Source organism: Gandjariella thermophila (genome assembly GCF_005405885.1).
Taxonomy (GTDB): Bacteria; Actinomycetota; Actinomycetes; order Mycobacteriales; family Pseudonocardiaceae; genus Gandjariella; species Gandjariella thermophila.
In genome coordinates this window covers 53,086-76,613 of the sequence record NZ_BJFL01000015.1, presented here as the reverse complement: position 1 = coordinate 76,613, position 23,528 = coordinate 53,086, and the positions used below count along the sequence as shown (strand labels likewise).

Here is a 23,528-nt window from a genome sequence, read left to right as displayed (position 1 = left end):
CCGGTACCCGGATCCCCTGGCGAGACACCGCGAGCACCGGGATCGCCCACCGACCGTCTCACACTCGCGGGTGGCACGCATCCGCTGCGGGCAGGAACACCAGCGGGAACCGGCGGCGGCTCACCGCACGGGCACGCTCGCCAGCCAGCGGAACCGGCCGGCGGACACCGGCACCCAGCAGCCGCGCGCCACGCGTTCCCCGCGGTCGTCCGGGGCGGCCGCGGGCAGCCGCTCGGGCAGCGCGAGCAGTTGCCGCAGCACCTCCCGCGCGGCACCGCTGACCTGCCACAGCGTGCTGCGCGGCGCCAGGACGTCCGGCTCGCCACCGGGCATCCGGCATGCCGTGGCGTCGTCTTCGGCGTGCAGGCGCAGCACGTCCACCACCCCGTGGTGCGGGCGTACGCCGATCACCGCGACCAACTCTCCGGAGCCGTCGCGCGGGTGCACGAAGTGGAATCCGCGCGCCACCAACTCGCGCAGCGCACCCTCGACGGAATCGGAGGAGTCGACCGGTGCCGTTGAGCCGGCAGCGTCGGCGGCACCCGCCATCGACCTCACCCTTCCCCACATCGTTCGCTCCACCAGCAGGCATGACCAGCACCGGGGCCCGGGATCGCGCGGGTGGACATCGGCGTGCGGCGCACCGTAACCGCACACCGCGCGCGGCCAGCGGCCGCGCACCCCGCGGAAGAGGTGGCGTTGCCCGTCGCGGCCGCTGCGGGCCCACCTCGCCGCGGCGGTCGCACCGCGACGCCGGTACCCGCTGACCCGCGGGGCCCCCTCGTGGCCCGTCGCCATGTCTCTCCCTCCGCCGTGACCCGGACGAGCGGCCGGCTCGAGCGATCGCCCGGAGCACGATTCCGATGTCGCCGGCCCGCGGTGAGGCTGGCACCCCACGCGGCGGTACGGATTCCCGGCGGAGCGGATTTTTCGGCGGAGTTTCCGGATGCCGTCTGCGGCGCGTGGCTGTGCGACCACTCGAGCGACGTTGATGTGTCGGGCAACACACACTTCCAGGTGCTGCTCCGCTACAGTGAGTCGCCCCGGACCGTGATGCTGACCATGCGGAGGGTGGCGGGAGTCGAGATGACGCGCTCCGGTGGGATGAAGTCGGGTAGCAAGCCGGAGCGGGAGCGGCTGCGGCACGAGATGCTCGCCAGTGGTCGCGGCATCGCCGAGATCGCCGCCGAGATGGTCCGGAGGTGGCGGTTCAACCCGCGCCAGGCCTGGCGGTACGCCCACGGCCTTTCCCAGGACGAGGTGGCGGCCCGGTGCACCGCGCTGCGCGGTGGTGACCGCGCTCCGCTCACCGGCAAGCGGATCAGCGACTACGAGGCCTGGCCGCAACGCGGTAGCCGCCCGACGGTGCGGGTGCTGGCGCTACTCGCCCAGGTGTATGGGGCGCGGCCGGGCGACCTGCTCGGTCCGGACGAGTGGCCGCTGGTCCCGGAGTCCGACCGGCTGGTGCTCGGCCACCTCGTCACCACCTGGATCGGTGTCCCGGACGAGACGGAACACCACGCATCGCATGCCGATGACCCCGGACCGGAGGGTTCGGGTCCGGAGGTTCCCGGGCCGGCGCCCCGCCCCGCACCGCTCGGCCCGGCCGCCCTGGCACCGGTGGCGCTCACGCCGGCGGCGATCCGCGCGGCGGCGCACGTGTCCGGCGAGCACGCCGAGTGGGCCGAGGTCACCGAGGTCGGCCCGGTCACCCTGGAGCAGCTCGACCACGACGCCACCGAACTGGCCCGCCGCTACATCCTGGTCGACCCCGGCGAGATCTTCACCGAGCTGATCCGGCTGCGGGACCGGGTGTACCGGCTGCTGGCCCGGCGTTCCCGCCCGGCCCAGCAGACCCACCTCTACCTGCTCGCCGGCCAGGCGTGCGGGTTGCTCGCCAGCGCCAGCCTGGAGCTGGGCTGCCACGACGCGGCCGTGGAGCAGGCGAACGCGGCCTGGGCGTACGCGGAGATCATCGGCCATCGCGGGCTGCGCGCCTGGTTGCGTGGCACCCAGGCGCTCATCGCGTTCTGGTCCGGCCGGGCACGCGAGTCGGTGCAACTGGCCAGGGCCGGCCGGGACTACCTGCGGGGCGGCACCGGCTTCGTCCGGCTGTGCAACATCGAGAGCCGGGGTTGGGCGCATCTCGGCAACCGCGCCGAGACCGAACGCGTGATCACCATGGGCCACCGGACCCGGGACCTGCCCGCCGCGCCCGACGAGCTGCACGACGTCGTCGGCGGCGAGTTCGGCTTCGACGAGGCACGGCAGGCGTTCTGCAACGCCGGCGCCTACGTGCAGCTCGGCATGCCGAAGCTGGCCGTGCGCGCGGCCGAGCGGGCGCTGCGGCTCTACCCGTCGACGGCGGAGCGGAACCGCCGGTACGGCGGCGAGGCGTCGACCCGGCTGGAGATGACCGCCGCCCACCTGATCGACCACGCGCTGGACGCCGCGGGCGCCGACCTGGAACCGGTGGTCACCGCGCCCGAGGACCGTCGCCCCGCGCAGTTCGGCGCCAAGCTGGCCGCGATCCACGCGACGCTGAACTGCCCGCCGTACGCGAACTCCCGGGAGGCCCGCGAGCTCGCCGAGCGGATCCGGGTGCTCGCCACCAGCACGCGCGGAAGCGGGTAACCGGCGCGGGCGGCGGCCGTTGCGCACACCGCCCGCGCCGCCGGCGCCAGGCCGGTCACGCCGCCGCAGGGGCTCTCGCGGCGGGCCGAGCCGGCATGGCGACTCGGTGGGTTACCCGCGCAGGGCGGCGATGAACTTGGCCGCGTCGAAGCTGCCCAGACCGGTGACCTGGTCGTAACCCCGCACCGCGGTGAACGCTCCGTTGCTGCCGCCGATGATGTCGTGCAGCGCGGTCGTCCCGCCAGCCGAGCCGGCCAGCTTGTACAGGGTCGGGTTCGCGAAGCCGAGCCGCGGTTTGCCCTTGGCCGCCGCGGTCTGGTTGAACAGTGCGGCGAGGCCCGCCCACTGCGGCGCCGCCGCGCTGGTGCCGCCGACGACCTGCAGCTTGCCGGCGCTGAACACCACGATGCCGCTGGCCGGATCGGCGTCCGCGGCGATGTCCGGGACCATCCGCTTACGCGCCGCGTTGTTCGGCAGGTTGGCCTGGTAGTTCGGCACGTTGAAGAGGGCGGAGCTACCGCCGCCGGCACCGACCCAGCCGGTCTCGCCGCCGTAGGTGTTGTTCTGATTCACCGTGAGGTGGGTGCCGCCGGTACCGGTGATGAACGGGTCACTGGCCGGGTAGTCCACCGACTTGCCGCCGTTGCCGGCGTCGTCCGAGCCGTTGTCGCCGGACGCGGCGAACATGCTCTGCCCCTGCGCCGCGGCCTGCTGGTACAGCGCGTGCTGCGCCTTCAGGGAGGCGGCGGAGTTCGCCTGCTCGGGAGCGCCCCAGCTGATCGACACCACCGGGATGCCGCTGTTCACGATGGCCGCGTACTCGTCGATGGCGCCCTTCTCGGTGTTCGGCGCCTCGAACACGGTGAGCTGGGCCTTCGGCGCGACCGCCTGGATCGTCTCGATGTCCAGCTCGACCTCTGTCTGCCCCTCACCGAGCTGCACGCCGCCGTCCACCTTCTGCACCTTCGGCTTCGACGCGGGCAGGTTGAACTGCTTGTCGAACGTGTCGATGTTGGCCTGCTGGAAGGCGTCCAGCTCGAACAGCGCGATCTTCTGGCCGGCGCCGTCGGCCTTGGTGGCGGGCACGTCGTAGGCGCCCTGCAACTGCGGTGGGGTGAACCCCGGGCGTTGCGGGGCCGCCGCGGCGGGCCGCAGGGACGGGTGCCGGAACCGGGCGTGGTTGTCCAGGCCGGCGACGCCGACCACGCCGGTGGCGAGGTCCGCGGGCAGCGAGGGCTCGCTGTCGTTGGCGTAGAAGTGTTGCTTCGTGCGGGCGTCGTAGCGGTCGGAGAGGTGGGTGGCGAACGTCTGCTCGACCGCGCTCGCCGGGCCGCTCGCCTCGATGATCAGGTTGTTCGGGCTGACCGAGTCGACCGACAGCCCTCCCGCGCGCAGGTAGTCGCTGACCTTGTCCACCTGCTCCTTCGCGGCGCCGTAGCGGGCGGCGAACTGCCGCGAGGTGAGGTAGTGCCCGTAGTTCGGTGACGCGGGATCGCTCACCTCGGCGACGAACCGGTCCAGGTCGGCCTGGTTCCGCGGGGCGAGACTGATCGCGACCGACATCCGTTGCGTGTCGGGCACGTCGCCCATCCGCTGTGTCTGAGCGAGATCGGGAAGCATGTTCCCGGATAACGCCGCCCTCGGCTGCTGCCCGGGCGACGCATCGGCGGACTGGGTGATCGCCACCACGGTGCCGACCACCGCGAGCGGGGCCATGATCGCCCCGATGGTGCGCAGGCGTGGTTTCATCCTCGGCTCCTTACCTGTGCGTCGCTGGCCTGGTGGCCCGCCAACGGCGGGGCGTCACCCGCCCCGACCGGCGTGACGGCGCGTGCGCGGGACCGCGAAACGCCGTTACGACAGCGGAAACACGGCAGCGCGGAAACACGGCAGCGACGCCGCGGCAGCGAAGCCACGACCATGCACCGAGAACAGCAACCCGGTCCCGTCGGCGAACCCCCACCACATCGAGCCAGTTACGCCGCCGACCACCACAACGGTTCAGCGTGGCCGTACGCAGAGCGCCGCATCGGAAGGCTGTTCCGGTGGCTGTCTGGGCGAACGGGCGGCGCAGGCCGGAAACCGTGGCACAGCTCATAGGCGCCGGGGCGGTCGCGAACGAAATACCCGCCGGCCCGGCTGGCGATGTACCCGGTGGGAGAGCACCACACGGCGATCGGGTTCCGATCGCACGGGGCACCGTGGACGACAAGGCAGGTCTGCCGAAATCGCCTCAGGCGCGACACGCTCTCCCGAATCACCATGACGTCGCGTTGTTTTGTCAGGAGGCGAACAATGGCCACAGTGGCCGCTGCGCTGGCCGTGGAAACCGTCGCGGGGTTCGCCCTCGCGGCCGGCTTGACGATCTGGGCTCGGACGCGTCTCGCCCGCGGTGCGACCACCACCGAGGAACCGCGGGAGAGCTGAGGCGGCCAGCCGACGCACAGCAGCCGGATCGGGGCGACCCCGAGCGCGCTGAACAGCGCGGAAAGCGCGAGGGAGCCGTCGGCTCCGGGCACGACGGAGAGAACGTAGCCGCTACCGCGTCGCGGTGAACGCGAGTTCGTCGATCTCGGCGGACCAGCGGTCACCGCCCCCGGCCAAGCCGGTGATCCACACCAGGATGCGCTGCGTGGGCGCGCGTTTCTGCAGCGGGATGCGGGTGTCTCCGGGGGCGAGCGTGGCCTGCCCGATGGCGTTGGTCTGGTCCAGGTCGGGGTTGTCCGATGGTGCGGTGCGGATCTCCACGGTGGCGCCGCCGCTGGGCGAGGTGATGGTCACCTGGTTCAGCGTCACGGTGCGCGGGAAGGTGACCACGAGCCCGATGCCCGGCTTGAAGATCGGGAAGTTCTGGAAGTAGTTGTCCGTGCGCCAACCCGTCGTCGGGTCGCCGTCGATAGCCCGGTTCGCGGTGTCCGCGCGGTCGGCGTCGCCGGCGACGTTGTAGACCACCACACCGGTCGGCTGGACACGTTCCGGCGGCGCCGGTACCGCCCGCGCCGGCTGCACGTCGGGCGTCTTGGTGTGGGCCACGGTGAAGTAGCCGAGCACCTGGTCACCGACCCACGCGGCGACGGCCAGGGTGGCGACGGTGAGCAACACCATGCCGACCACGGAGCGGCGGCGGGCCGGCCGGACCTCCTCGGCGCCGTTCTCGTCGCCCTCGCCGGCGTCCCCGGCCGACGGTTCGGCGGCGGCGATGGTGACGGTGGTGGGTTCGCGATCCGGTTCACCCTGCCGTTCGCCGGCGCCCGCGGCCAGGGCCTCGAGTTCCGCTGCCACGGCGGCGGCGGTCAACGTGTCCGGCTCGTGCACGCATCGCCACGCCAACCCGGACAGCGCCGCCGGCACCCCGGCGACCAGCGCCTGTGGCGGCGGTACGGCCCCCCGCTCGTCGCGCGGCAACCCCACGGCCTCCGCCGCGACGGCCGGCCCTGGCCAGTACCCGGTGAGCAGCAGGTACAGCGACCCGCCCAGGCCGACGATGTCGTCCCGTGCGCCCAGCCCCGGCGGCGGACCGGGAAAGGCCAGCCGCAACCCACCCTCCGGAGCCACCCGGAGCCGCCGCGGCCCGTCCAATCCCAGCACCAGGCCGGCCTGGTGCGCCGCCGCCACGGCCGCGGCCAGCGGCGCCATCAACCGGCCCACCTGGGCCACCGGTACCGGCCCGCGCACCGGCTGGCCCCGCGTCCACGCGGCGGCGACGATCCCGGCGACAGGTTCGGCGGCCGCGACGCCCTCCCCCACGGCCAGCACGTCGAGAATGCGCGCCGTCCCGGGGTGAACGAAGCCGGCCGCCCGCGTGACCCGCTCCAGCGTCACCTGCGCCGGCCCCGGCGGACCGGCCAGCACGGTCAACGCGACCTCCCGGCCCAGTTGGCCGTCCCGGGCGCGCCAGAAACCCATCCGCCCAGCCGGATCCGTGCCGAGGGCCTCCAGCAGCCGGTACCGGCCGGCACCGACCAGCGCACCCGGCAGCAGGCCAGGTTCCGGCGACCGACCCGGCCCAGCCACGAACTCTCTCGGCACCTTGCTCACCGGCGCATACTCTCCCGGTGGCGCGCCGTCCGGTACCGGGCACCGGTATCCGGCCAGCGCGCCTTCGCGTCCTTCGCACCGAGACGTTACCGGGACGCGGTGCGGCGCAGCCGCTCATGTCGGAGCGCCTCGGTTTCCTCCAGCACCAGCGGCGCGAGCGGATGGCCGACGGCCCAGGTCAGCAGCAGGTCCGCCAGATCGGGATTGCGGGCCAGCACCGGCCCGTGCAGGTAGGTTCCGACGATCCGGCCCTGCACCGCGCCCTCCACGCCGTCGAAGCCGTTGCCGATCCCGGTGACCACCCGGCCCAGCGGCGCGGCGCCCGGACCGAGCTGGGTGGCGCCACCGTGGTTCTCGAACCCGGTCAGCGAGCGGATGCCCAGGCCGGGCGCCGGCTCCACTACGATCTCGCCGATCGCCCGCCGGGACAGCGGCCGGGTCACCACGTCGAAAAGCCCCAGACCCGGGTGCATGGCGCCGTCCGTGCCGGCGAAGCTGGTGCCCAGGATCTGGAATCCGGCACATACCGCCAGCACCACGGCACCGCGCGCCACCGCCCGCTGCAGACCCGGGTGCAGATGCAGCCACCGCACCGCGGCGAGTTGGGCGATGTCCTCACCGCCGCCGATGACGTAGATGTCACAGTCCGCCGGCACCGGGGTGTCCCCGCTCACCTCGATCATCTCGGCGTCGATGCCGCGCCAGCGCAGCCGCTGCACCAGCACCGTGGCGTTGCCGCGGTCGCCGTAGGTTCCCAGCAACTCCGGCAGCACCAGCGCCACCCGCATCCGGGACGGCTGCGACATCACAGTTCCTCTCCTCGACATCCGTGGACTACCGCTCTGGGGACGCGGCGGGCGGGTCGGCGGTTGCTCGACGCGCATGGAGCGGTGGAGTTTCACCGGGTGGTGCGGCCAGGTCAGGCCGCGGCGGACTGCCCGGGGCCCTGGCCGGACAGCGCGGTCAGCAGCCCGGTGAGCGGCGCCGGGATACCGGCGTCCTCCAGTGCGGCAAGGATCTCCGCGGTCAGGGCCCGGCGCACCGCCCACTGCCTGCCGGGCTTCGTGGTGACGGTCAACCGGAGCCGGACGGCCTCCTGCGTGACGTTGTCCACGCCGAGCATCTCGATGTCGCCGAGCACGTCGTCGGCCAGCGGTGGCGCGGCGACCGCGCGCCGGGCCGTGGTTTGCACGATCTCCGCGGCCCGATCGACGTCCGCGCCGTAGGCGACCGGCACGTCGACCACCGCGACGGCGAAGTGCTGGGTGGAGTTGCCGACCGCGGTGATCGTGCCGTTGCGCACGTACCACACCGTGCCGCTGAGGTCGCGCACCCTGGTGATACGCAGTCCCACGCTCTCCACCTCACCGGACGCGGTGCCGAGATCGACGACGTCACCGACCCCGTACTGGTCCTCCAGCATCATGAAGATGCCGGAGAGGAAGTCCCGCACCAGGTTCTGCGCGCCGAAGCCGACCGCGATGCCGACCACCCCGGCGGAGGCGATGATCGGTGCGACGTCGATCCCGACCTTGGACAGCGCCAGCAGGAACGCCACCCCGTAGATGAGGAAGGTGGCGATCGACTTCAGCAGCGAACCGATGGTCCTGGCGCGCTGGGCACGGCGGGCCGACACCGGGCCGCGTTGCGGCCGGTGTGCCGCGCGGTCACGCAGCGGCCGCAGCGGCGCCGGCACCCGGCCCTCGGCGAAGTCGGTGGTCATCCGGGAGATCAGCCGGTGGGTCAGCCAACGCAGCAGGACCGCGGCGACCGCGATGGCGAGGATCGACACCGCCGGGGTGATCACCGCCTGCGCCAGGTGCGCGAGCCACGCGGTGTGGGTCATGTCGTAGAACAGTTGGCACCAGGTTCCGGGAGCGTCGCCGCAGGTGGGGTTCGGCGTCACCGGTTCCGGCGCCGCGGCGACGAGCCGGCCGGCGACCGGCGCCGGCGCTCCCGGGGCGGCCGCTGGGCCGGCGCCTGCTAAGGCCGTGAGTGGCACGGTGGCTACCTCCTCCAGGTCGTCCAGAACGGCTCCCTGGTCGCTCGGGTTACCCCTCGGCTCCTGGTCTACCCAGCGCGGAGTCCCGGTTCCACCCCGAGGACCGGACCATCCCGCTCGGCCGTCGCGGTGCCGCTCGCCGGACTGGGTACCTCACAGGGCAGGACGGACGCGGGAAGGGGACGACGGTGATGCGCAGCCTGGTGCACCGCCTGGACGCCTACCAGCAGCGACACCGCTGGGCGGGGTTCTGTTTCGCGGTCGTGCAGAAGTTCGGCGAGGATCAGGCCGGCAACCTGGCGGCACTGATCGCCTACTACGCGTTTTTCTCGGTCTTTCCGCTGCTGCTCGCCATGGTGACGGTACTCGGCTACGTGCTCGCCGGGTCCCCGGCACTGCGGCAGGCGGTGTACTCCAGCGCCATCGCGCAGTTCCCGATCATCGGGACGCAGGACCCGGTGCGCCCGCTGACCGGCAACGCGCTCGGCCTGGTCGTCGGCCTGGTGCTGGCCATCTGGAGCGGCCTCGCGGTGGCGCAGACCGCGCAGACCGCGGTCAACACCGTCTACGCGGTGCCGCGTATCCGGTGGCCGTCGCTGGCGAACCGGCTGGTGCGCAGCGGCGAACTGGTCACGGTGGGTGGGCTGGGCCTCATCGGCACCACGCTGCTCCAGGGCATGGTCAGCGGCAGCGAGACGTACGGCCTGCACATCGGCGTCGCCGGCGTCGTCCTCGCCGCGCTGCTCGGCGTCGTGGCGAACGCGGCGCTGTTCGTCTACCTGTTCCGGCGGCTCACCGTGGCGGGCGTGACCGCGCGGGAGTCCGTGCCGGGCGCGGTGGTCGCGGCGGTGGCCTGGTTCGGGCTGCAGAAGGTGGGCACCACACTGGTGAACACCAAGGTGCACGGCGCGCAGAGCGCCTACGGCACCTTCGCCGTGGTGATCGGCCTGCTGTTCTGGTTCTACGTGCTGGCCAACATCACGCTCGTCTGCGCCGAGATCAACGTGGTGGCCAGTCGCCGGCTGTGGCCGCGCGGCCTGTCCAGCGCGCTCGCCGCCCGCGCGAGCACCGCGGCCGACCGGCGGGCCTACGCGTCCTACCCGCAGCGCGAGCACCAGGCGCACAACATCGACATCGAGACGCGGTTCACCACCGACGAGGCGGGAGCGGGCGAGCCCCGGGCGGAGGTACCGCGCCAGCGCCCCGCGCGTGACCGTGTCTGACGCCGGAGGCCACGGCGGTCCGCGGGCAGGGCCCCGGGTCAGCCCCGGACCACGTCGACGCGCTGGAACCCTTCCGCGACCGATGGCGGTACCAGGCGCCGGTGGATGGACAGGACGGCGCGTTCCGGCACGCGGCCGCGCCCCTCGCGGGCGGCGTTGCGCGCGAGGCACACCTCCAGCGGAGCGTCCACGTGAACCGCACGCGCCGGGACGCCGTGTGCCCTGGCCGACTCGATCAGGCTGGCGCGGTCGGCCGGCGTCGGGTTGGTGTTGTCCACCACGATGCTGCGGCCGGCGGCGAGCAGCTCGTCCACCATCCGGCGCTGGCGGAGTTCCCGGTGCCGCGCGTTGGGCCAGTGGTCCTTGCTCACCACCGCGTGTGTCGCGGCGAGGTGCTCAGCCACCCAGGTGCTCTTGCCGCAGCCGGGCACGCCGACCATGACCACCAGTTCGGGTGCCGCGCCGGGATCGCGGGTCATCGCCGCCGCCTACTCGCCGCCGCCATCAGTGCCGCAGCCGGGGCAGCACGTTGGTGCGGTAGAAGTCGATCGCCGCCGTGGGGTCGTCCTGCGGGAAGTGCATGAACGGCGTGGCGCCCGCGTCGAGGATGCGTTGCACGGCGCCGACGTGCAGGGCCGAATCGGTGCCGGTGGCCCAGTGAGCGCTGACGCTCGGCAGCGGGGCGCCGCGCTCGGCGGCCTGCTGGATGGCGACCGGGTTGGGCTGGTCCGTGCCGGCCGCGGTGAACCGCCACCGTTCCGCCGCGCGGTCGATCTGCGACTGGTCGCCGACCACGGCGAAGGTCTCCGCCCATCGCGGCATGGCGTCCGGGTTCTTGCCCGAGGCACGCGCGCCGTCGGCGAACGCGGCCCGCAACCCGGGATCGGTCACTGCGGCCGCCTGCCCGATCCAGCCGTCCCCGTACTGCCCGGCCAGCCGGGCGCTTTTCGGCCCGCCGGCGGCCACGTAGATCGGCGGCGGCCGGTCCGGCAAGTCGTACAGCCGGAGCTGGTCGGTCTGGAAGTACCGGCCGCGGAAGGAGATCCGCTGCCCCGTCCACAGCTGGCAGATCAGGTCGATGGCCTCGGCGAGCCGGTCGTGCCGCTCCGTGTACCGGCCGTAGTGGGCGGTGCCGGCCTGCTCGTTGACCGCCTCGCCGGTGCCCACGCCGAGAAACACCCGGCCCGGCGCCAGCAGGGCCAGTGAGGCGAACGCCTGCGCGACGTCCGCGGGGTGGTAACGGTAGGTCGGGCACGTCACGCCGGTCCCGAACGGCACCCGCCGGGTGCGCTGGCTGACCAGGGCCAGGGTCAACCACGGGAACATCGAGTGACCCTCGTTGTCCTGCCAGGGCTGCAGGTGGTCACTGGCCCAGACGTGACCGAAGCCGGCCTGCTCGGCCCGCTCCGCGAACGACACCAGGTCCGGCGTGCGGAACTGTTCGTGGGACAGCACGAATCCGACGTCCGCGCCGGCGACCGAGGTGGACGGCGTCTCGGACGGTGCCGCACCGCACGCCGCGGCGCCGGTCATCCCGGCCGCCCCGGCCGCCACCCCCAGCAGCCCGAACTGCCGGCGGGAGATACCGCCGCCCGGCGGCTGTGCTTCCGTCATTCCCGCTGGCCACCCCCCAGGTCGCCGGTTGGTCCGGTGCAGCGGTCGCCCGCCGGGTACCCACCACGGGCGAGTTCACCACGTCCGGCCGGAGGTGCCGTGGCGTTCGAGGTAGGTGCGGCGGTCACGGTGCGGACCGACCGATGGCGTTCGGGATGACAGCGCCGGCCCGTTACGGTAGCGTGGCGGGGCAAATACCCCTAGGGGGTACCTGTAAGGGGTGAGATGGGTGGCCGCGATCGGGCATGCGCTAGCCCTGGCGGGCTCAATGACCTGGCAGATCCTCTGGGCGCTGATCCTGGGCTTCGCCCTCTCCGCCGTGGTGCAGGCGGTGGTGCGCAAGTCCACCGTCGTCCGGCTGCTCGGCGACGACCGGCCGCGCACGCTCGCGGTGGCCGCCGGGCTGGGAGCGGCGTCCTCGTCGTGCTCCTACGCCGCCGTGGCGCTGGCCCGGTCGCTGTTCCGCAAGGGCGCCCACTTCACCGCGGCGATGGCCTTCGAGATCGGCTCCACCAACCTGGTCGTCGAACTGGGCGTGATCCTCGCGCTGCTGATGGGCTGGCAGTTCACCGTTGCGGAGTTCGTCGGCGGCCCGATCATGATCGTGCTGCTGGCCGTGCTGTTGCGCGTCTTCCTGCGCGAACGGCTGCTGGCCAGGGCGCGCGAGCAGGCCGAGCGGGGCCTGGCCGGCTCGATGGAGGGCCACGCGGCGATGGACATGTCCGTGCCGGGTGACGGGTCGTTCTGGCGGCGGCTGGCCTCGGCCCGCGGCTTCACCGCGGTCTCCCACGTGTTCGTCATGGAATGGGCGGCGATCCTGCGCGACCTCGTGCTCGGCCTGCTGCTCGCCGGCGCGATCGGCGCCTGGGTGCCCGAGCAGTTCTGGCGCGCCTTCTTCCTCACCGGCCATCCGATGGCATCCGCGCTGTGGGGACCCGTCGTCGGGCCACTGGTCGCGGTCCTGTCCTTCGTCTGCTCGATCGGCAACGTGCCCCTGGCCGCAGTGCTGTGGAACGGCGGCATCAGCTTCGGCGGCGTGATCGCGTTCATCTACGCCGACCTGATCATCCTGCCGATCCTCAACATCTACCGGCGCTACTACGGCACCCGGATGACGCTGGTCGTGCTGGGCACCTTCTACGCGGCCATGGCCCTGGCCGGCTACCTGGTGGAACTGCTCTTCGGCGCGGCCGGTCTGGTGCCCGCCGAGCGCTCGGCGCGGGTGATGGCCGAAGGTGTCTCGTGGGACTACACGACCTGGCTGAACATCGCTTTCCTGGTCATCGCCGGGATACTCCTCGCCCGGTTCTTCCGCACCGGCGGGCGGGACATGCTGCGGATGATGGGTGGCGCACCGGAGGCCGCGGCGCGGCACGGCCACGGGGAACACGGTGCGGGGCACGCCGGCACCGGGGCATGACGAACCCGCCGTCGACCTTTCGGGGCCGGTCGTCCGTGCCGCGGCCGCGCCGGCGGCGCCCGGTCAGCCTCGCCGAACCGGCCGCCGGCCGGCCGCCCGGCGTAACCACCGCGCGAGAATGCCCGCGGTGGCGTCCGCGACCAGCAGGCCCACGCCGGCCGCGACCAGCCACCCGGCCAGCACCGCGGGCCAGAACAGCCTCGCCGTGCTCGGCGAGGTGCTCACCGCGATCGCCAGCGGCCGGCAGGACGCACACTGACCACCCGCGCGGCGGCCTCGGACGGCAGGGGCGGCGGGTGGTGAAACGGAGGGCTCAAGTGATTCGCACCGGAATACTCCTCGCCGTGGCGGGGCTGGTGGGCTATGTCGCGGGGGTGCACCACGCCCCTTCGCCGTGGTGGCTGGTCCCGCCCGGACTGCTCGCCGCCGGGATCGGCGTGGGTCTGGCCGGAGTCGTCGCCGCCGCGCGCCGCCGGCTCCTGCCGTTCCGGGCCGCCCGCCGGGCCGCCGGCCCGCTGCCGTCCGCCGGCGGACCCGTACGCCGGCTGCGCGCGGTGCCGGTCATGGTGGTGGACGCCTGGCGCGGCCGGGGAACCCTGCCCCGGTCGCAGACGGTGCTGTGGCTGGTCGCCCTGGTGTACCTGGTTTCCCCGCTCGACGTGATCGCCGACGTGGTGTTCCCGTTGATCGGCATCCCCGGCGACATCGGCCTGGTCGCGTGGCTGCTCGCCACCGTCTACACCGAGGCCGGCCACTACGTCCACGCCCGCGACACCGACCATGACGTCACGGCCCGCCCCGCTCCGCGGCGTCCGGACGTGTCCGCCTCCTGAGGCACTGCCGAGCGCGTTCGGCGGACGCCCGCACACCGCGCGCTATCAAAAAGCTGACAGCGCGCCTGTCGGGGCAGCCGGGCGGACCTGCGGGGGCGGCCAGGCAGCCGATCACGCTGCGTACGCGGCGTGGCACCGGAATCACGGCCCTTGATCCGTACGATGTCACGCATAGTGGTCGCCGGACAGCTGAAGTCATATATCTTCGCTGGGCACGACACTCTCCTTCACCGATATCGGCAAGCACAGACGTTTCGTTTCGTGCCACTGAAAAAATGTAAGATTAATCACCGTAACCTCCGTCCTTGTCGCGACGTGCCGATCGCACGTAACCTCGCCGCGACTCGCGAGGACATGCCATCGCCTCCCGCCACACCCGCGGGACGTGCTCCCCCGACGCGTCCGGCCGGCGGGACGCTCCGGCTCTTCCCCCGATATGAGAGCTTAAGGAGAGAAACCCCCTGTGAGCGCACGCGAGATCGAGAACGTCCACGAGGATGCCCCGAAAAGGGACGTTCCGCGCACCGCCACCGTTTCCGACGAACCGGGAAGAGCAGCGAAGCCGGAAGAATCGGAAAAGCCGACAGCCTCCGCGCCCGGCTACTACGACCAGATCGGCGGTGCCCCGACGATTCGTGCCGCCGTGGACGCATTCTACGAAAGGGTCCTGAAAGATCCGGACCTGGCCTCGTACTTCACCGCCACGAACATGCCGCGGCTGAAGCGGCACCAGGTACAACTGCTCACCACCGCGCTGGGCGGCCCGGACGAGTACCAGGGCCGGGACCTGGCCGTGGCGCACCGCGGCCGGGGCATCACCGGGCAGCACTACGCCAAGGTGGCCGAGCACCTGGCCGCGACACTGCGGGACCTCGGCGCCCCGGCGGAGGTCGTCACCGCGGTCTCGGTCACCCTCGACAGCCTGCGGGAGCAGATCGTCGAGCCGGGAGCCGAACCGGCAGGCCAGCCGCGCGCGGAAGCGCCGCAGGCCGCCTCCGGCACCAGCGGGCAGGAGGCCCCCTAGCTCGTGGACACGGCAAGACTGCGACAAAGCTGGAACGCGGTGGCCGAATACGGCATCCAGCTCCCGCTGTTCTTCTACTCCGTCCTGTTCCTCGAACACCCCGAGACGCGTCAACTGTTCCCGGCGTCCATGTCCAGCCAGCGGGACAAGCTGGTCTCCGCCCTCGGCACCGTGGTGTCCAATGTGGAGAACCTGGACAGCGTGGTCCCGGTGATCCAGCAACTGGGCCGGGACCACCGCAAGTTCTCGGTGATGGCCGAGCACTACCCGGCGGTGGGCAACGCCCTGCTGACAACCCTTGAGCACTTCCTCGGCGACCGGTGGACACCGCAGCTCGCCGCCGACTGGGAGGAGGCGTACGGGCTCGTCGCCAAGGTCATGATCGAGGCCGCGGAGGAGGCCGCCAAGGTGTCGCCGCCGTGGTGGGAGGCCGAGGTCATCCACCACGAGCAGCGCACTCCGGACATCGCCGTGTTGCTGCTGCGCACCAACCAGCCGCTGGACTACCTGCCGGGGCAGAGCATCGCGGTGGAAACCGAACTCCGTCCGCGGTTGTGGCGCTACTACACGCCGGCCAACGTGCCGCGCGAGGACGGCACGATCGAACTGCACGTCCGGCTGGTGGACGGCGGGGCGGTGAGCACCGCGCTGGTCCAGGCCGTCCGCGCCGGGGACGTGCTGCGGCTGGGCGCCCCGGTGGGCGAGCGGCTGACCATGGAGCACGACCACGACGTGGTGCTGATCGCCGGCGGGACCGGTCTGGCCCCATTCAAGGCCCTGGTGGACCAGGCGATGCGGGAGGGCGGGCGCCGCGACGTGCACCTGTTCGTTGGCGCCCGCAACTCCCGCGAGCTGTACGACCTGCGGGCGCTGCAGGAGTACGCGAGCAGGGTGCCCCGGCTGCGGGTGGTCCCCGCGGTGTCGGACGATCCGCGCCATACCGGAGAACGTGGCCAGGTGGCCGATGTCGCGCTGCGCCACGGGCCGTGGCCGCACCACGAGATCTACGTCTGCGGTTCGTCGGAGATGGTGGCCGGCAGCAGGCAGGCACTGCGCGCGGCCGGCATCCCCGACCAGCACGTCCGCCACGAGACCTTCACCGGGTGGTCGGTGGACCCGCCACTGGACGAACAACCAGACGAGCAACCGCACGGGCTACCAACGGAGGCGCCCAGTCGATCCACCATGAGCCAAGCCACCCCGCGTCAACCCACGCAGTACACCTGACCCCGGCCGACCAGACCTGCTTGGTGGAGCGGGATCCGAGCACAGGACAAGGGCAAGGCAGCATGCACCAACACGACCGAGGAAACACGACGCGGAGGCGGCGACCGGCGCTCACCCCGGAGCGGATCCGTACCACCGCCTTCACCAGGACCTCCCTCGCCCGCCGTGGTTACGACATCGAGGAGGTACACCTCTTCCTGCACCGGGTGGCCGAGGAGATCGCCGCGAGCGAGACCGAGAAGACCCGGCTGCAGGCGGAGATCCTGCGGCTCCGCAACTGGTACCGGGAGCGGGGTGTGGACGTCGACTCGCCCCGCCCCGCCGGCCGGTCCCGGGTCAACGCCCAGGCGGTGAACATGCTGTCCGAGGCGCAGCTCCAGGCCGAGGCGTACATCTCCCAGGCGGAGGCGTACTCGCGCCGGCTGACAACGGAGGCGCGGCAGCACGCCGAGACGATTCTCCAGGACGCCCAGGAGCGCGCCGAGAAAGCCGCGGAGGAGGCGGTCCAGGCGTACCGGCACAACGCCGGCCACAACCATGCCGCCGAGTTGGAGGAGATGGAGCGCCGGCTGGCCTGGCTCCGCGCGTTCTGCCACGCCATCCAGGTGCAGCTCCGCGCCGCATCCGACGCCTTCACCCGCGAGGTGGACAAGCTCAGCGAGCTACCCGAGCAACTCTCCCAGCCCTGACCCGGCGGGCCGTTACGGCGCGAGCGGGTACAGCGCACTGGTCAGCGTGGACCGGTCACCGTCGGCCCCGCACGTGCGGCGGGAAGCGGCCGTGGCACCGGCGCGGTTGTCATGGTGGCCGGCGCCGGCCGGCGTCAGGCAGACCTGTGCGGCTGCCAGTCGCTCAGACCTGTGCCTCCGGGCTGCCGGCCAGGCCGTAGCGCTCGCGCAGGCTCTTCTTCAGGAGCTTTCCGCTCGGGTTGCGTGGCAGCTCGGTCGCGAACACCACCGACTTCGGCACCTTGTAGCGGGCCAGCCGGCCGGCGAGGAAGGACAGGATGTCCGCTTCGGACGGTGCGGTGCCGGGCATGGCGACCACAACGGCCCGGCCGACCTCTCCCCACCGCTCGTCCGGCACGCCGATCACCGCACACTCGGCCACGTCGGGATGCTCGTGGATGACCGCCTCCACCTCGGCGGGGTAGACGTTCTCCCCGCCGGAGATGATCATATCCTTCATCCTGTCCACAATGGACACGAAACCGTCCTCGTCGACGGTGGCCACGTCGCCGCTGCGGAACCAGCCGCCGTCCAGGGCCCTGGCGGTGTCGTCGGGTCGGTTCCAGTAGCCGCGCATCACGTTCGGGCCGGACACCAGCACCTCGCCCTTCTCGCCCGGCGCGACGTCCCGCATCGCGGCGTCGACCACCCGGACGTCGGTGAAGAAGTGCGGCACCCCGGCAGTGCCGGCCTTGGTGGCGCTGTTCTCGCGGGCCAGGTAGAGCACGCCGGGCGAGGCCTCGGTCATGCCGTAGCCCTGGCTGAACGCCAGCCCGCGGTCCAGATAGGTGCGAATGGTCGTGGGCGGGACCGGTGAGCCGCCGCAGTTGACCTGCCGCAGGCTGGACAGGTCGGCGGCGGCCCAGCGCGGGCAGGCGGCCATCGCGTCGTACATGGTGGGCACGCCGAACATGTAGGTGACCCGGTGCCGCTCGATCAGGTCGAGCACACGTACCGGGTCGAACGCCGGGACCAGCACCACCGTCCCGCCCTTGAGCAGGGTGGGCAGGCAGGTCATGTTGAGCCCGGCGGTGTGGAACAGCGGGGCCACCACCAGGGTCACCTCGTCCGCGGCGAGGTCGATGTCGACCAGCACGTTGATGCTGTTCCAGATGATGTTGCCGTGGCTGAGCACGGCGCCCTTGGGCCGGCCGGTGGTACCCGACGTGTACATGATCATGCACGGGTCGTCGAGGCCGACCGGCTCGTCGATCGGCCCGGCCGGCGCCGCGGCGATCAGTTCCTCGTACCCGCCCGATCCCGCCAGCGGGATCCGGTGCCGCATCGTTCCGGGCGAAACCGCCGCCGCTTCGGCCTGGTCCGGGGCATGCACCAGCACCTCGGCGCCGGAGTCCGCCAGGCAGTGCGCCAGCTCCGGACCGGCGAGGCGGATGTTCAGCGGGACGAACACCGCGCCGAGCGTGCCGGCGGCGAACAGCGTCTCCAGGAACGCCGGGTGGTTCGCGCCCAGGTAGGCCACCCGGTCCCCACGCCGCACGCCGAGGCCGCGCAGCGCGTGCGCGAGCCGGCGCACCCGCAGGTCGAGGTCGGCGTAGGTGTGCCGGTCCTCGCCGTACATCACGGCGGTCCTGCCCGGCGTCTTGCGCGCGCGGCGGGCCGGCCACGACCCGATGCCCTCGTTGCGCACCGCTATCCCTCCCTGGCCAGGCCGAGCAACCGCGCGGCGTTCTCCTTGAGGATCAGCGGCCGCACCTCGGGTTTGATGTCCAGCTTCGCGAAGTCGGCCAGCCACCGGTCCGGGGTGATCACCGGGTAGTCCGACCCGAACAGCACCTTCTCCCTCAGCAGCGAGTTCGCGTAGCGGACCAGCCGCGGCGGGAAGTACTTCGGCGACCACCCGGACAGGTCGATGTAGACGAACGGCTTGTGCGTGGCCACCGCCAGCGCCTCGTCCTGCCAGGGAAAGGACGGGTGCGCCAGAATGATCTTCAGGTACGGGAAGTCGACCGCCACGTCGTCGACGAACATCGGGTTGGAGTACCCCAGCCGGATGCCCCCGCCGCCGGGCACGCCCGCGCCGATCCCGGTCTGCCCGGTGTGGAACAGCGCCGGCACGCCAAGTTCCTCGATCACCTCGTACAGCGGGTAGGCCATCCGGTCGTTCGGCTGGAAGCCCTGCAGGCTGGGGTGGAACTTGAAGCCGCGCACCCCGTGCTCCGCCACCAGCCGGCGGGCCGTCCGCGCCGCCGCACGGCCGCGCCACGGATCGACGCTGGCGAACGGGATCAGCGTGTCCGCGTGCCGCGCGCAGGACTCGGCGACCTCTTCGTTGGCGATCGGCGGGTGACCGGTGGCGTGCTCGGCGTCCACGGTGAACACCACCGCGGCCAGCTTCCGCTCGCGGTAGTACCCGGCCAACTCGTCAATGGTCGGCTGCCGGTGCCCGTGGGCGCCGAAGTACGTCGCCGACGCGTCCAGCAACTCCTGCGACAGCGAGGTGTGCCCGGTGGCGGAGACCTCGGCGTGGGTGTGCACGTCGATGGCGACCAGGCCCGCGAGGTCGATGTCCGGCCCGCCCGAGGAGTCCATGGCGCCGCCCCTTCGTCGTCGCGTCGCGGCGCCGATGCTATGCATCACGCTTAACGGTCGTCAACGAAATGACGAGTTTCGGCGCCGTCCGGGACCGGTCGAGCGCCCCCGGGGCTGGCGTTTCCCGCGGGCGGAGGCTCAGGCCGGCTGGAGTTCCGGGGCGATGTCCCAGCGCCGCTGGCACAGCCGCACCGGAACCTCCTCACCGCGCGCCTCGGCGGCGAACACCTCCGCGCGGGTCCGCCGCCACCACACCACGGTCCACCAGGTGCCGAGCAGCAGCAGCGCGGCCAGCCCGAGCAACGCCACCCGGAAAATGGCAGGCGACCTGAAAAGAGGGGCACCCACATCGTCAGTATGGCGTTATGTTGCTCCGCCGAAGTTTTGGTGATGGGATGTCGCCGGGCACCGCCGGTGTCCCGCGAGGTCCGGACGAAACAGGCAGACCGCAAGGGAGTGGGTGACGAGCCGCGTCGCCGCGGGAGCGGCACGCGAAAAGCCATGCGGTACCGGCGGTCTTTCGTCGACCGATGAGTTCCCATGACGACCGGGAATGGCCGAGGACCACCGAACCGCACAATCCTCAGGACGGTTTCTCGAGTTGGTGGAGCGTCGTGAAGAAAAAGAGTGACTCCCGCCCCCGCCACCGGCCGATCGGGAAACGCCTGACCGCCGCGGTGCTCATCCCCGGCGTCACCCTCGTGGTGATGTGGGCGCTGACGTCGGCGTACCTGCTGCTGGGCGGATACCGCGACCGGCAGGTGGCGGTGAGCGTCCGCGAGGTGTCGGTTCCCGCGGTTCGGGCGCTGGCCGCGGTGCAACGGGAACGCGAACTCAGCATGACGTACCTGGGCCGGCCGGCGAGTGGCATGCGCGACCTGCGCGCGCAGCAGCAGCAGACCGACCAGGCCCTGGCCCAGATGCGCGGCGCGGTGACCGCGGCGCTCGGCGACGTCCCGAGCGGTGTGGCGCAGCGGGTACGGCGCCTCGACGACGCGCTGGACCAGCTTCCCTGGGAGCGCGCCCAGATCGGGGTGGGCGCGGTCGACCGGGCCGAGGTGTTCAGCTTCTACAACGGCGTGTTCGACATCGCCGCCGATCTCTTCGACACCCAGGCCCGCATGCTTCCCAGCGGGTTCGCCACCCGCGGCGGGCTGGACGTCACCGCCCTGTTCCGCGCCACCGATCAGATGTCCCGGGCGACGTCGCTGGCCTCGGCGGCGTTCGCCGCCGGCACGCTCACCCCGCAGGACCACCTCGGGTTCGCCACCCTGGTCGGCGGGTACCGCAGCGCACTGGACCAGACCGCGCCGCATCTGGAGCCGGACATCCGCGACCGGTACCGGCAGTTGCTGGCCGGCGACACCGGGCGGCGGCTGGCCGAGGCGGAGAACGCCGTCATCAGTCACGGGCCGTGGTCCGGTCCCGGCCAGCCGACCATTCCGGTCAGCCAGGTCGACTGGCAGGGCCTGACCAACCAGGTCTCCGCCACGTTGACCGACCTGACCGTCGCGCAGGCGGACGAGTCGTCGGCGCAGGCGCTGGCCAACGGCACCCGCAGGCTGGTGACCACCCTGGCCGGCAGCGTGGTCGCGCTGCTCGCGGCACTCACCGTGGTCGTCACCGCGACGCGGGTGTCCCGGACGGTGGTGGACCGCGCGCTGGTGGCCCGCCTGGTCGGGCTGACGAACGACGCGCTCGCCCTGGCCCACGAGCGGTTGCCGAACATCGTCCGCCGGCTGCGGGCGGGAGAACCGGTTGACGTGGCCGGCGAACTGGCCGCACTGGACTACGGCGAGGACGAGGTGGGCAAGCTCGCCCAGGCGTTCAACGCGGCGCAGGCGGCGGCCGTGTCCGCGACGGTGCGGCAGGCGCAGGCCCGGGACGGCGTGCACAACGTCTTCCTCGGTATCGCGCGCCGCAACCAGGCGCTGGTGCACCGGCAACTCGAACTGCTGGATGAGATGGAGCGGGAGGAGGAGAACCCGGCGCTGCTGGAACGGCTGTTCCGGTTGGACCACCTGGCCACCAGGGCCAGGCGGAACGCGGAGAACCTCGTCATCCTGGGCGGCCGGAAGCCGGGCCGCCGGTGGCGCCGGCCGATCCCGCTGATCGACGTGGTGCGCGCGGCGGTCGCCGAGACCGAGCAGTACACCCGGGTCCGGGTGGATCGCGTGCCGGACGTGTCGCTGGTCGGCTCCGCCGTCGCCGACGCCGTCCACCTGGTCGCCGAACTGGTGGACAACGCCACCGCGTTCTCCCCGCCGCGGTCCGAGGTGCAGGTGAGCGGCGCGCCGGTGAGGCGGGGGGTGGTCATCGAGATCGAGGACCGCGGGCTGGGCATGAGCGAGGAGGACCTCGCCCGGGCCAACGCGATGATGGCCGATCCGCCCGACTTCGATGCGATGGCGCTGCGCGGCGATGCGCGGCTGGGGTTGTTCGTCATCGCCCGGTTGGCGGCGCGGCTGGACATCGGGGTGGAGTTCCGCGCGTCGCCGTACGGCGGGACCCGCGCGATCGTGCGGGTCCCCGCGCATCTGGTGGCCACCGACACGCATCCGGAGGAATCCGCCGGCGACTCGCCGGTCCCCCGCCGGGTGCGGCGGGCCGGTTCGGACCGCGGGGCGGGCGCCGGCGGCTTCCCCGGCACGGGTGGCCCCGAGCCGGGCCGGAACGGCGCGCGGATCAGCGGCACCGGCGCCGCGGCGGTCCGGGCGGACGAGCCGCCCGCGGTCGAGGTGCCGGAGCAGGCGCCGAGCGAGGCGACGGACCCGCCGCCGCTGCCCCGGCGCCGGCCACGGCAGAACCTGGCCCCGCAGTTGCGGGCCACAGCTCTTGCCGGCGCTGGCGGCGAGAACGGCGGCGACGGCGGTGCCGCCGGGGGTGGCGAGCGGTCCCCGGAGCGGATGCGCGACATGCTCTCCGCGTTCCAGCGGGGCTCCCGCGAGGCCCGCCGAGCCGGCGAGGACGCGGAGGAATGACCCGCCGGTGCGCGCCTTCCCGCGGAGCCGGCGGTCTCCCCGGCCGAGCCGGCTCCGTCCCGGAACGGGCCGGCAACCGCGGCGGCGGCGGGTCGACATGGTCACGAACGTGCGGAACGGGAAGTCGGGTCAGCCCATGAGCGAGAAGCCGAACGCGGCAGCCGATCTGAACTGGCTGCTGGACAACCTGGTGGAACGGGTGGCCGAGGTGCGCCACGCGGTCGTGCTTTCCGCCGACGGGTTACTCGTGGGCCGATCGCGCGGGCTGGCCCGGGACGACGCCGACCACCTGGCCGCGATGGCCTCGGGTTTCCAGAGCCTGGCCAAGGGGGCCGGCCGGCACTTCGACGCCGGGCGGGTCCGGCAGACGATCGTCGAACTGGAGCACGCGTACCTGTTCGTCATGGCCGCCGGCCGGGGCGCCTGCCTGGCCGTGCTCGCCGGGGAGCGCGCCGACATCGGCATGGTCGCCTACGAGATGAACCTGCTGGTCAAGCAGGTGGGCACGGCCCTGAGCGCGGCCAGTCGCCACCAGTTCGTCCCGGACGGCCGGCTGCGGGGCGGCGACCAGAGGACGTCGCCATGACCGGGTACGACGGCGAGCACGAGGGCGCGGAATGGGTGGACGAGGCGGCGGGCCCGGTGGTCCGCCCGTACGCCCTGACCGGTGGCCGGACCGGCGCGGCGGGCGAGCGCCTGGATCTGGCCGCCCAGGTGGTGGCCACCCGGGCGCGGACCAACCTGGCCGGGCTGCAGCCCGAGCACCTGCGCATCCTGGAGCTGTGCCAGCGGCCCTGGTCGATCGCGGAGTTGGCGGTCTACGTGGACGTTCCGCTGGCTGTGGCCAAGGTGCTGGTCGGGGACCTGGTCGAGCGCGGAGACGTCACCGTCCGGCCGCCCGTCCAGCCGGCACACGCCCCGGACCGGCACCTGCTGCAGGCGGTCCTCGACGGTATCCGGGCACTCTGACAGCCTGCTCCGGAACCGGACCGACCTGCGATGACCAGGTGCGGGAACCGGACGGGGAAGCCGCCGAGGCTGACCCGGGGCACCCAGTGCCCCGGACCGACGAGTTGTCCAAGGCGGCGTGCAGCCGGGGCGTGTTCGCGGCCAGCCGGAATGGTTCCTCGGCGCCGTCCACGATGCGGATCACCGGTTGCCGCCACGTGGTCGGGTTGTCCGGATCGGCTCCGCTGTCCGCCCAGAGAATGGCCCGGCACTCGTCCGCCAGTGACCGGGAGAACGCACCGGGCA

21 protein-coding genes are annotated in these 23,528 nt (G+C 72.6%); 11 read left to right on the top strand and 10 right to left on the bottom strand.

The features are described 5' to 3' along the window. Positions 1-120: 120 nt before the first annotated feature. Positions 121-549, bottom strand: a complete 429-nt coding sequence (locus FFT21_RS15800; RefSeq protein ID WP_137814631.1) for a hypothetical protein — start codon at positions 547-549, stop codon at positions 121-123. A 537-nt stretch (positions 550-1,086) separates the two neighbouring features. Here FFT21_RS15800 and FFT21_RS15795 point away from each other — a divergent pair. Next, complete coding sequence (locus FFT21_RS15795; RefSeq protein WP_192909564.1) at positions 1,087-2,634, top strand: helix-turn-helix domain-containing protein; 1,548 nt, start codon at positions 1,087-1,089, stop codon at positions 2,632-2,634. Positions 2,635-2,745: 111 nt separating this feature from the next. Here the strand turns inward: FFT21_RS15795 and FFT21_RS15790 are convergent, their stop codons facing one another. The 4 genes from FFT21_RS15790 to FFT21_RS15775 all read right to left on the bottom strand — a co-directional run bounded on the left by FFT21_RS15790 (position 2,746) and on the right by FFT21_RS15775 (position 8,674). Next, on the bottom strand, positions 2,746-4,383 hold the full coding sequence (locus FFT21_RS15790) for a S53 family peptidase (RefSeq protein ID WP_137814629.1): 1,638 nt from the start codon (positions 4,381-4,383) through the stop codon (positions 2,746-2,748). Positions 4,384-5,172: 789 nt separating this feature from the next. Then, positions 5,173-6,648: a protein kinase family protein gene (locus FFT21_RS15785; RefSeq protein WP_137814628.1), complete on the bottom strand. Its 1,476-nt coding sequence runs from the start codon at positions 6,646-6,648 to the stop codon at positions 5,173-5,175. A 110-nt stretch (positions 6,649-6,758) separates the two neighbouring features. Beyond that, on the bottom strand, positions 6,759-7,478 hold the full coding sequence (locus FFT21_RS15780; RefSeq protein ID WP_137814627.1) for a type 1 glutamine amidotransferase: 720 nt from the start codon (positions 7,476-7,478) through the stop codon (positions 6,759-6,761). Positions 7,479-7,591: 113 nt separating this feature from the next. Beyond that, positions 7,592-8,674 (bottom strand): mechanosensitive ion channel family protein, encoded by a 1,083-nt coding sequence (locus FFT21_RS15775; protein WP_307722941.1) that lies wholly within the window; start codon positions 8,672-8,674, stop codon positions 7,592-7,594. A gap of 191 nt (positions 8,675-8,865) precedes the next feature. On the opposite strand from FFT21_RS15775, the gene FFT21_RS15770 reads away from it, so the two are divergent. Then, the gene (locus tag FFT21_RS15770; RefSeq protein WP_137814626.1) at positions 8,866-9,897 is read left to right on the top strand and encodes a YihY/virulence factor BrkB family protein; all 1,032 of its coding nucleotides are present in this window, start codon (positions 8,866-8,868) and stop codon (positions 9,895-9,897) included. Positions 9,898-9,935: 38 nt separating this feature from the next. Here the strand turns inward: FFT21_RS15770 and FFT21_RS15765 are convergent, their stop codons facing one another. After that, on the bottom strand, positions 9,936-10,376 hold the full coding sequence (locus tag FFT21_RS15765; RefSeq protein ID WP_225978449.1) for an ATP-binding protein: 441 nt from the start codon (positions 10,374-10,376) through the stop codon (positions 9,936-9,938). 25 nt (positions 10,377-10,401) lie between these two features. Further along, the gene (locus FFT21_RS15760; RefSeq protein ID WP_137814625.1) at positions 10,402-11,511 is read right to left on the bottom strand and encodes a F420-dependent hydroxymycolic acid dehydrogenase; all 1,110 of its coding nucleotides are present in this window, start codon (positions 11,509-11,511) and stop codon (positions 10,402-10,404) included. 229 nt (positions 11,512-11,740) lie between these two features. Here FFT21_RS15760 and FFT21_RS15755 point away from each other — a divergent pair, with 229 nt between their 5' ends. The 6 genes from FFT21_RS15755 (at position 11,741) to FFT21_RS15735 (ending at position 16,704) form a co-directional block, all read left to right on the top strand. Further along, on the top strand, positions 11,741-12,931 hold the full coding sequence (locus FFT21_RS15755) for a permease (protein ID WP_137814624.1): 1,191 nt from the start codon (positions 11,741-11,743) through the stop codon (positions 12,929-12,931). A gap of 127 nt (positions 12,932-13,058) precedes the next feature. Then, complete coding sequence (locus tag FFT21_RS30300; RefSeq protein WP_264081645.1) at positions 13,059-13,190, top strand: hypothetical protein; 132 nt, start codon at positions 13,059-13,061, stop codon at positions 13,188-13,190. An 85-nt stretch (positions 13,191-13,275) separates the two neighbouring features. Then, positions 13,276-13,764, top strand: a complete 489-nt coding sequence (locus tag FFT21_RS15750) for a YkvA family protein (protein WP_225978448.1) — start codon at positions 13,276-13,278, stop codon at positions 13,762-13,764. A 463-nt stretch (positions 13,765-14,227) separates the two neighbouring features. Then, positions 14,228-14,788, top strand: a complete 561-nt coding sequence (locus tag FFT21_RS15745; protein ID WP_225978447.1) for a group I truncated hemoglobin — start codon at positions 14,228-14,230, stop codon at positions 14,786-14,788. A gap of 3 nt (positions 14,789-14,791) precedes the next feature. Beyond that, positions 14,792-16,015, top strand: a complete 1,224-nt coding sequence (locus tag FFT21_RS15740) for a globin domain-containing protein (RefSeq protein WP_137814622.1) — start codon at positions 14,792-14,794, stop codon at positions 16,013-16,015. A gap of 62 nt (positions 16,016-16,077) precedes the next feature. Continuing rightward, a complete protein-coding gene (locus tag FFT21_RS15735; RefSeq protein WP_137814621.1) occupies positions 16,078-16,704 on the top strand; it encodes a DivIVA domain-containing protein in 627 nt (208 codons plus the stop codon). 163 nt (positions 16,705-16,867) lie between these two features. Here the strand turns inward: FFT21_RS15735 and FFT21_RS15730 are convergent, their stop codons facing one another. From FFT21_RS15730 to FFT21_RS15720, 3 genes are all read right to left on the bottom strand, one after another. After that, on the bottom strand, positions 16,868-18,391 hold the full coding sequence (locus FFT21_RS15730) for an acyl-CoA synthetase (RefSeq protein ID WP_137814620.1): 1,524 nt from the start codon (positions 18,389-18,391) through the stop codon (positions 16,868-16,870). Between the two features lie 2 nt (positions 18,392-18,393). Next, positions 18,394-19,293, bottom strand: a complete 900-nt coding sequence (locus tag FFT21_RS15725; protein WP_192909563.1) for an amidohydrolase family protein — start codon at positions 19,291-19,293, stop codon at positions 18,394-18,396. A 138-nt stretch (positions 19,294-19,431) separates the two neighbouring features. Beyond that, positions 19,432-19,602, bottom strand: a complete 171-nt coding sequence (locus tag FFT21_RS15720; RefSeq protein WP_192909562.1) for a hypothetical protein — start codon at positions 19,600-19,602, stop codon at positions 19,432-19,434. A gap of 305 nt (positions 19,603-19,907) precedes the next feature. On the opposite strand from FFT21_RS15720, the gene FFT21_RS15715 reads away from it, so the two are divergent. From FFT21_RS15715 to FFT21_RS15705, 3 genes are all read left to right on the top strand, one after another. Next, positions 19,908-22,274, top strand: coding sequence for a sensor histidine kinase (locus tag FFT21_RS15715; protein ID WP_225978446.1), 2,367 nt, complete (start codon positions 19,908-19,910; stop codon positions 22,272-22,274). 136 nt (positions 22,275-22,410) lie between these two features. Beyond that, complete coding sequence (locus tag FFT21_RS15710) at positions 22,411-22,860, top strand: roadblock/LC7 domain-containing protein (protein WP_137814618.1); 450 nt, start codon at positions 22,411-22,413, stop codon at positions 22,858-22,860. Further along, the gene (locus tag FFT21_RS15705) at positions 22,857-23,243 is read left to right on the top strand and encodes a DUF742 domain-containing protein (protein ID WP_137814617.1); all 387 of its coding nucleotides are present in this window, start codon (positions 22,857-22,859) and stop codon (positions 23,241-23,243) included. The genes FFT21_RS15710 and FFT21_RS15705 overlap by 4 nt, the downstream gene beginning before the upstream one ends. The last annotated feature ends 285 nt before the right edge of the window (positions 23,244-23,528 follow it).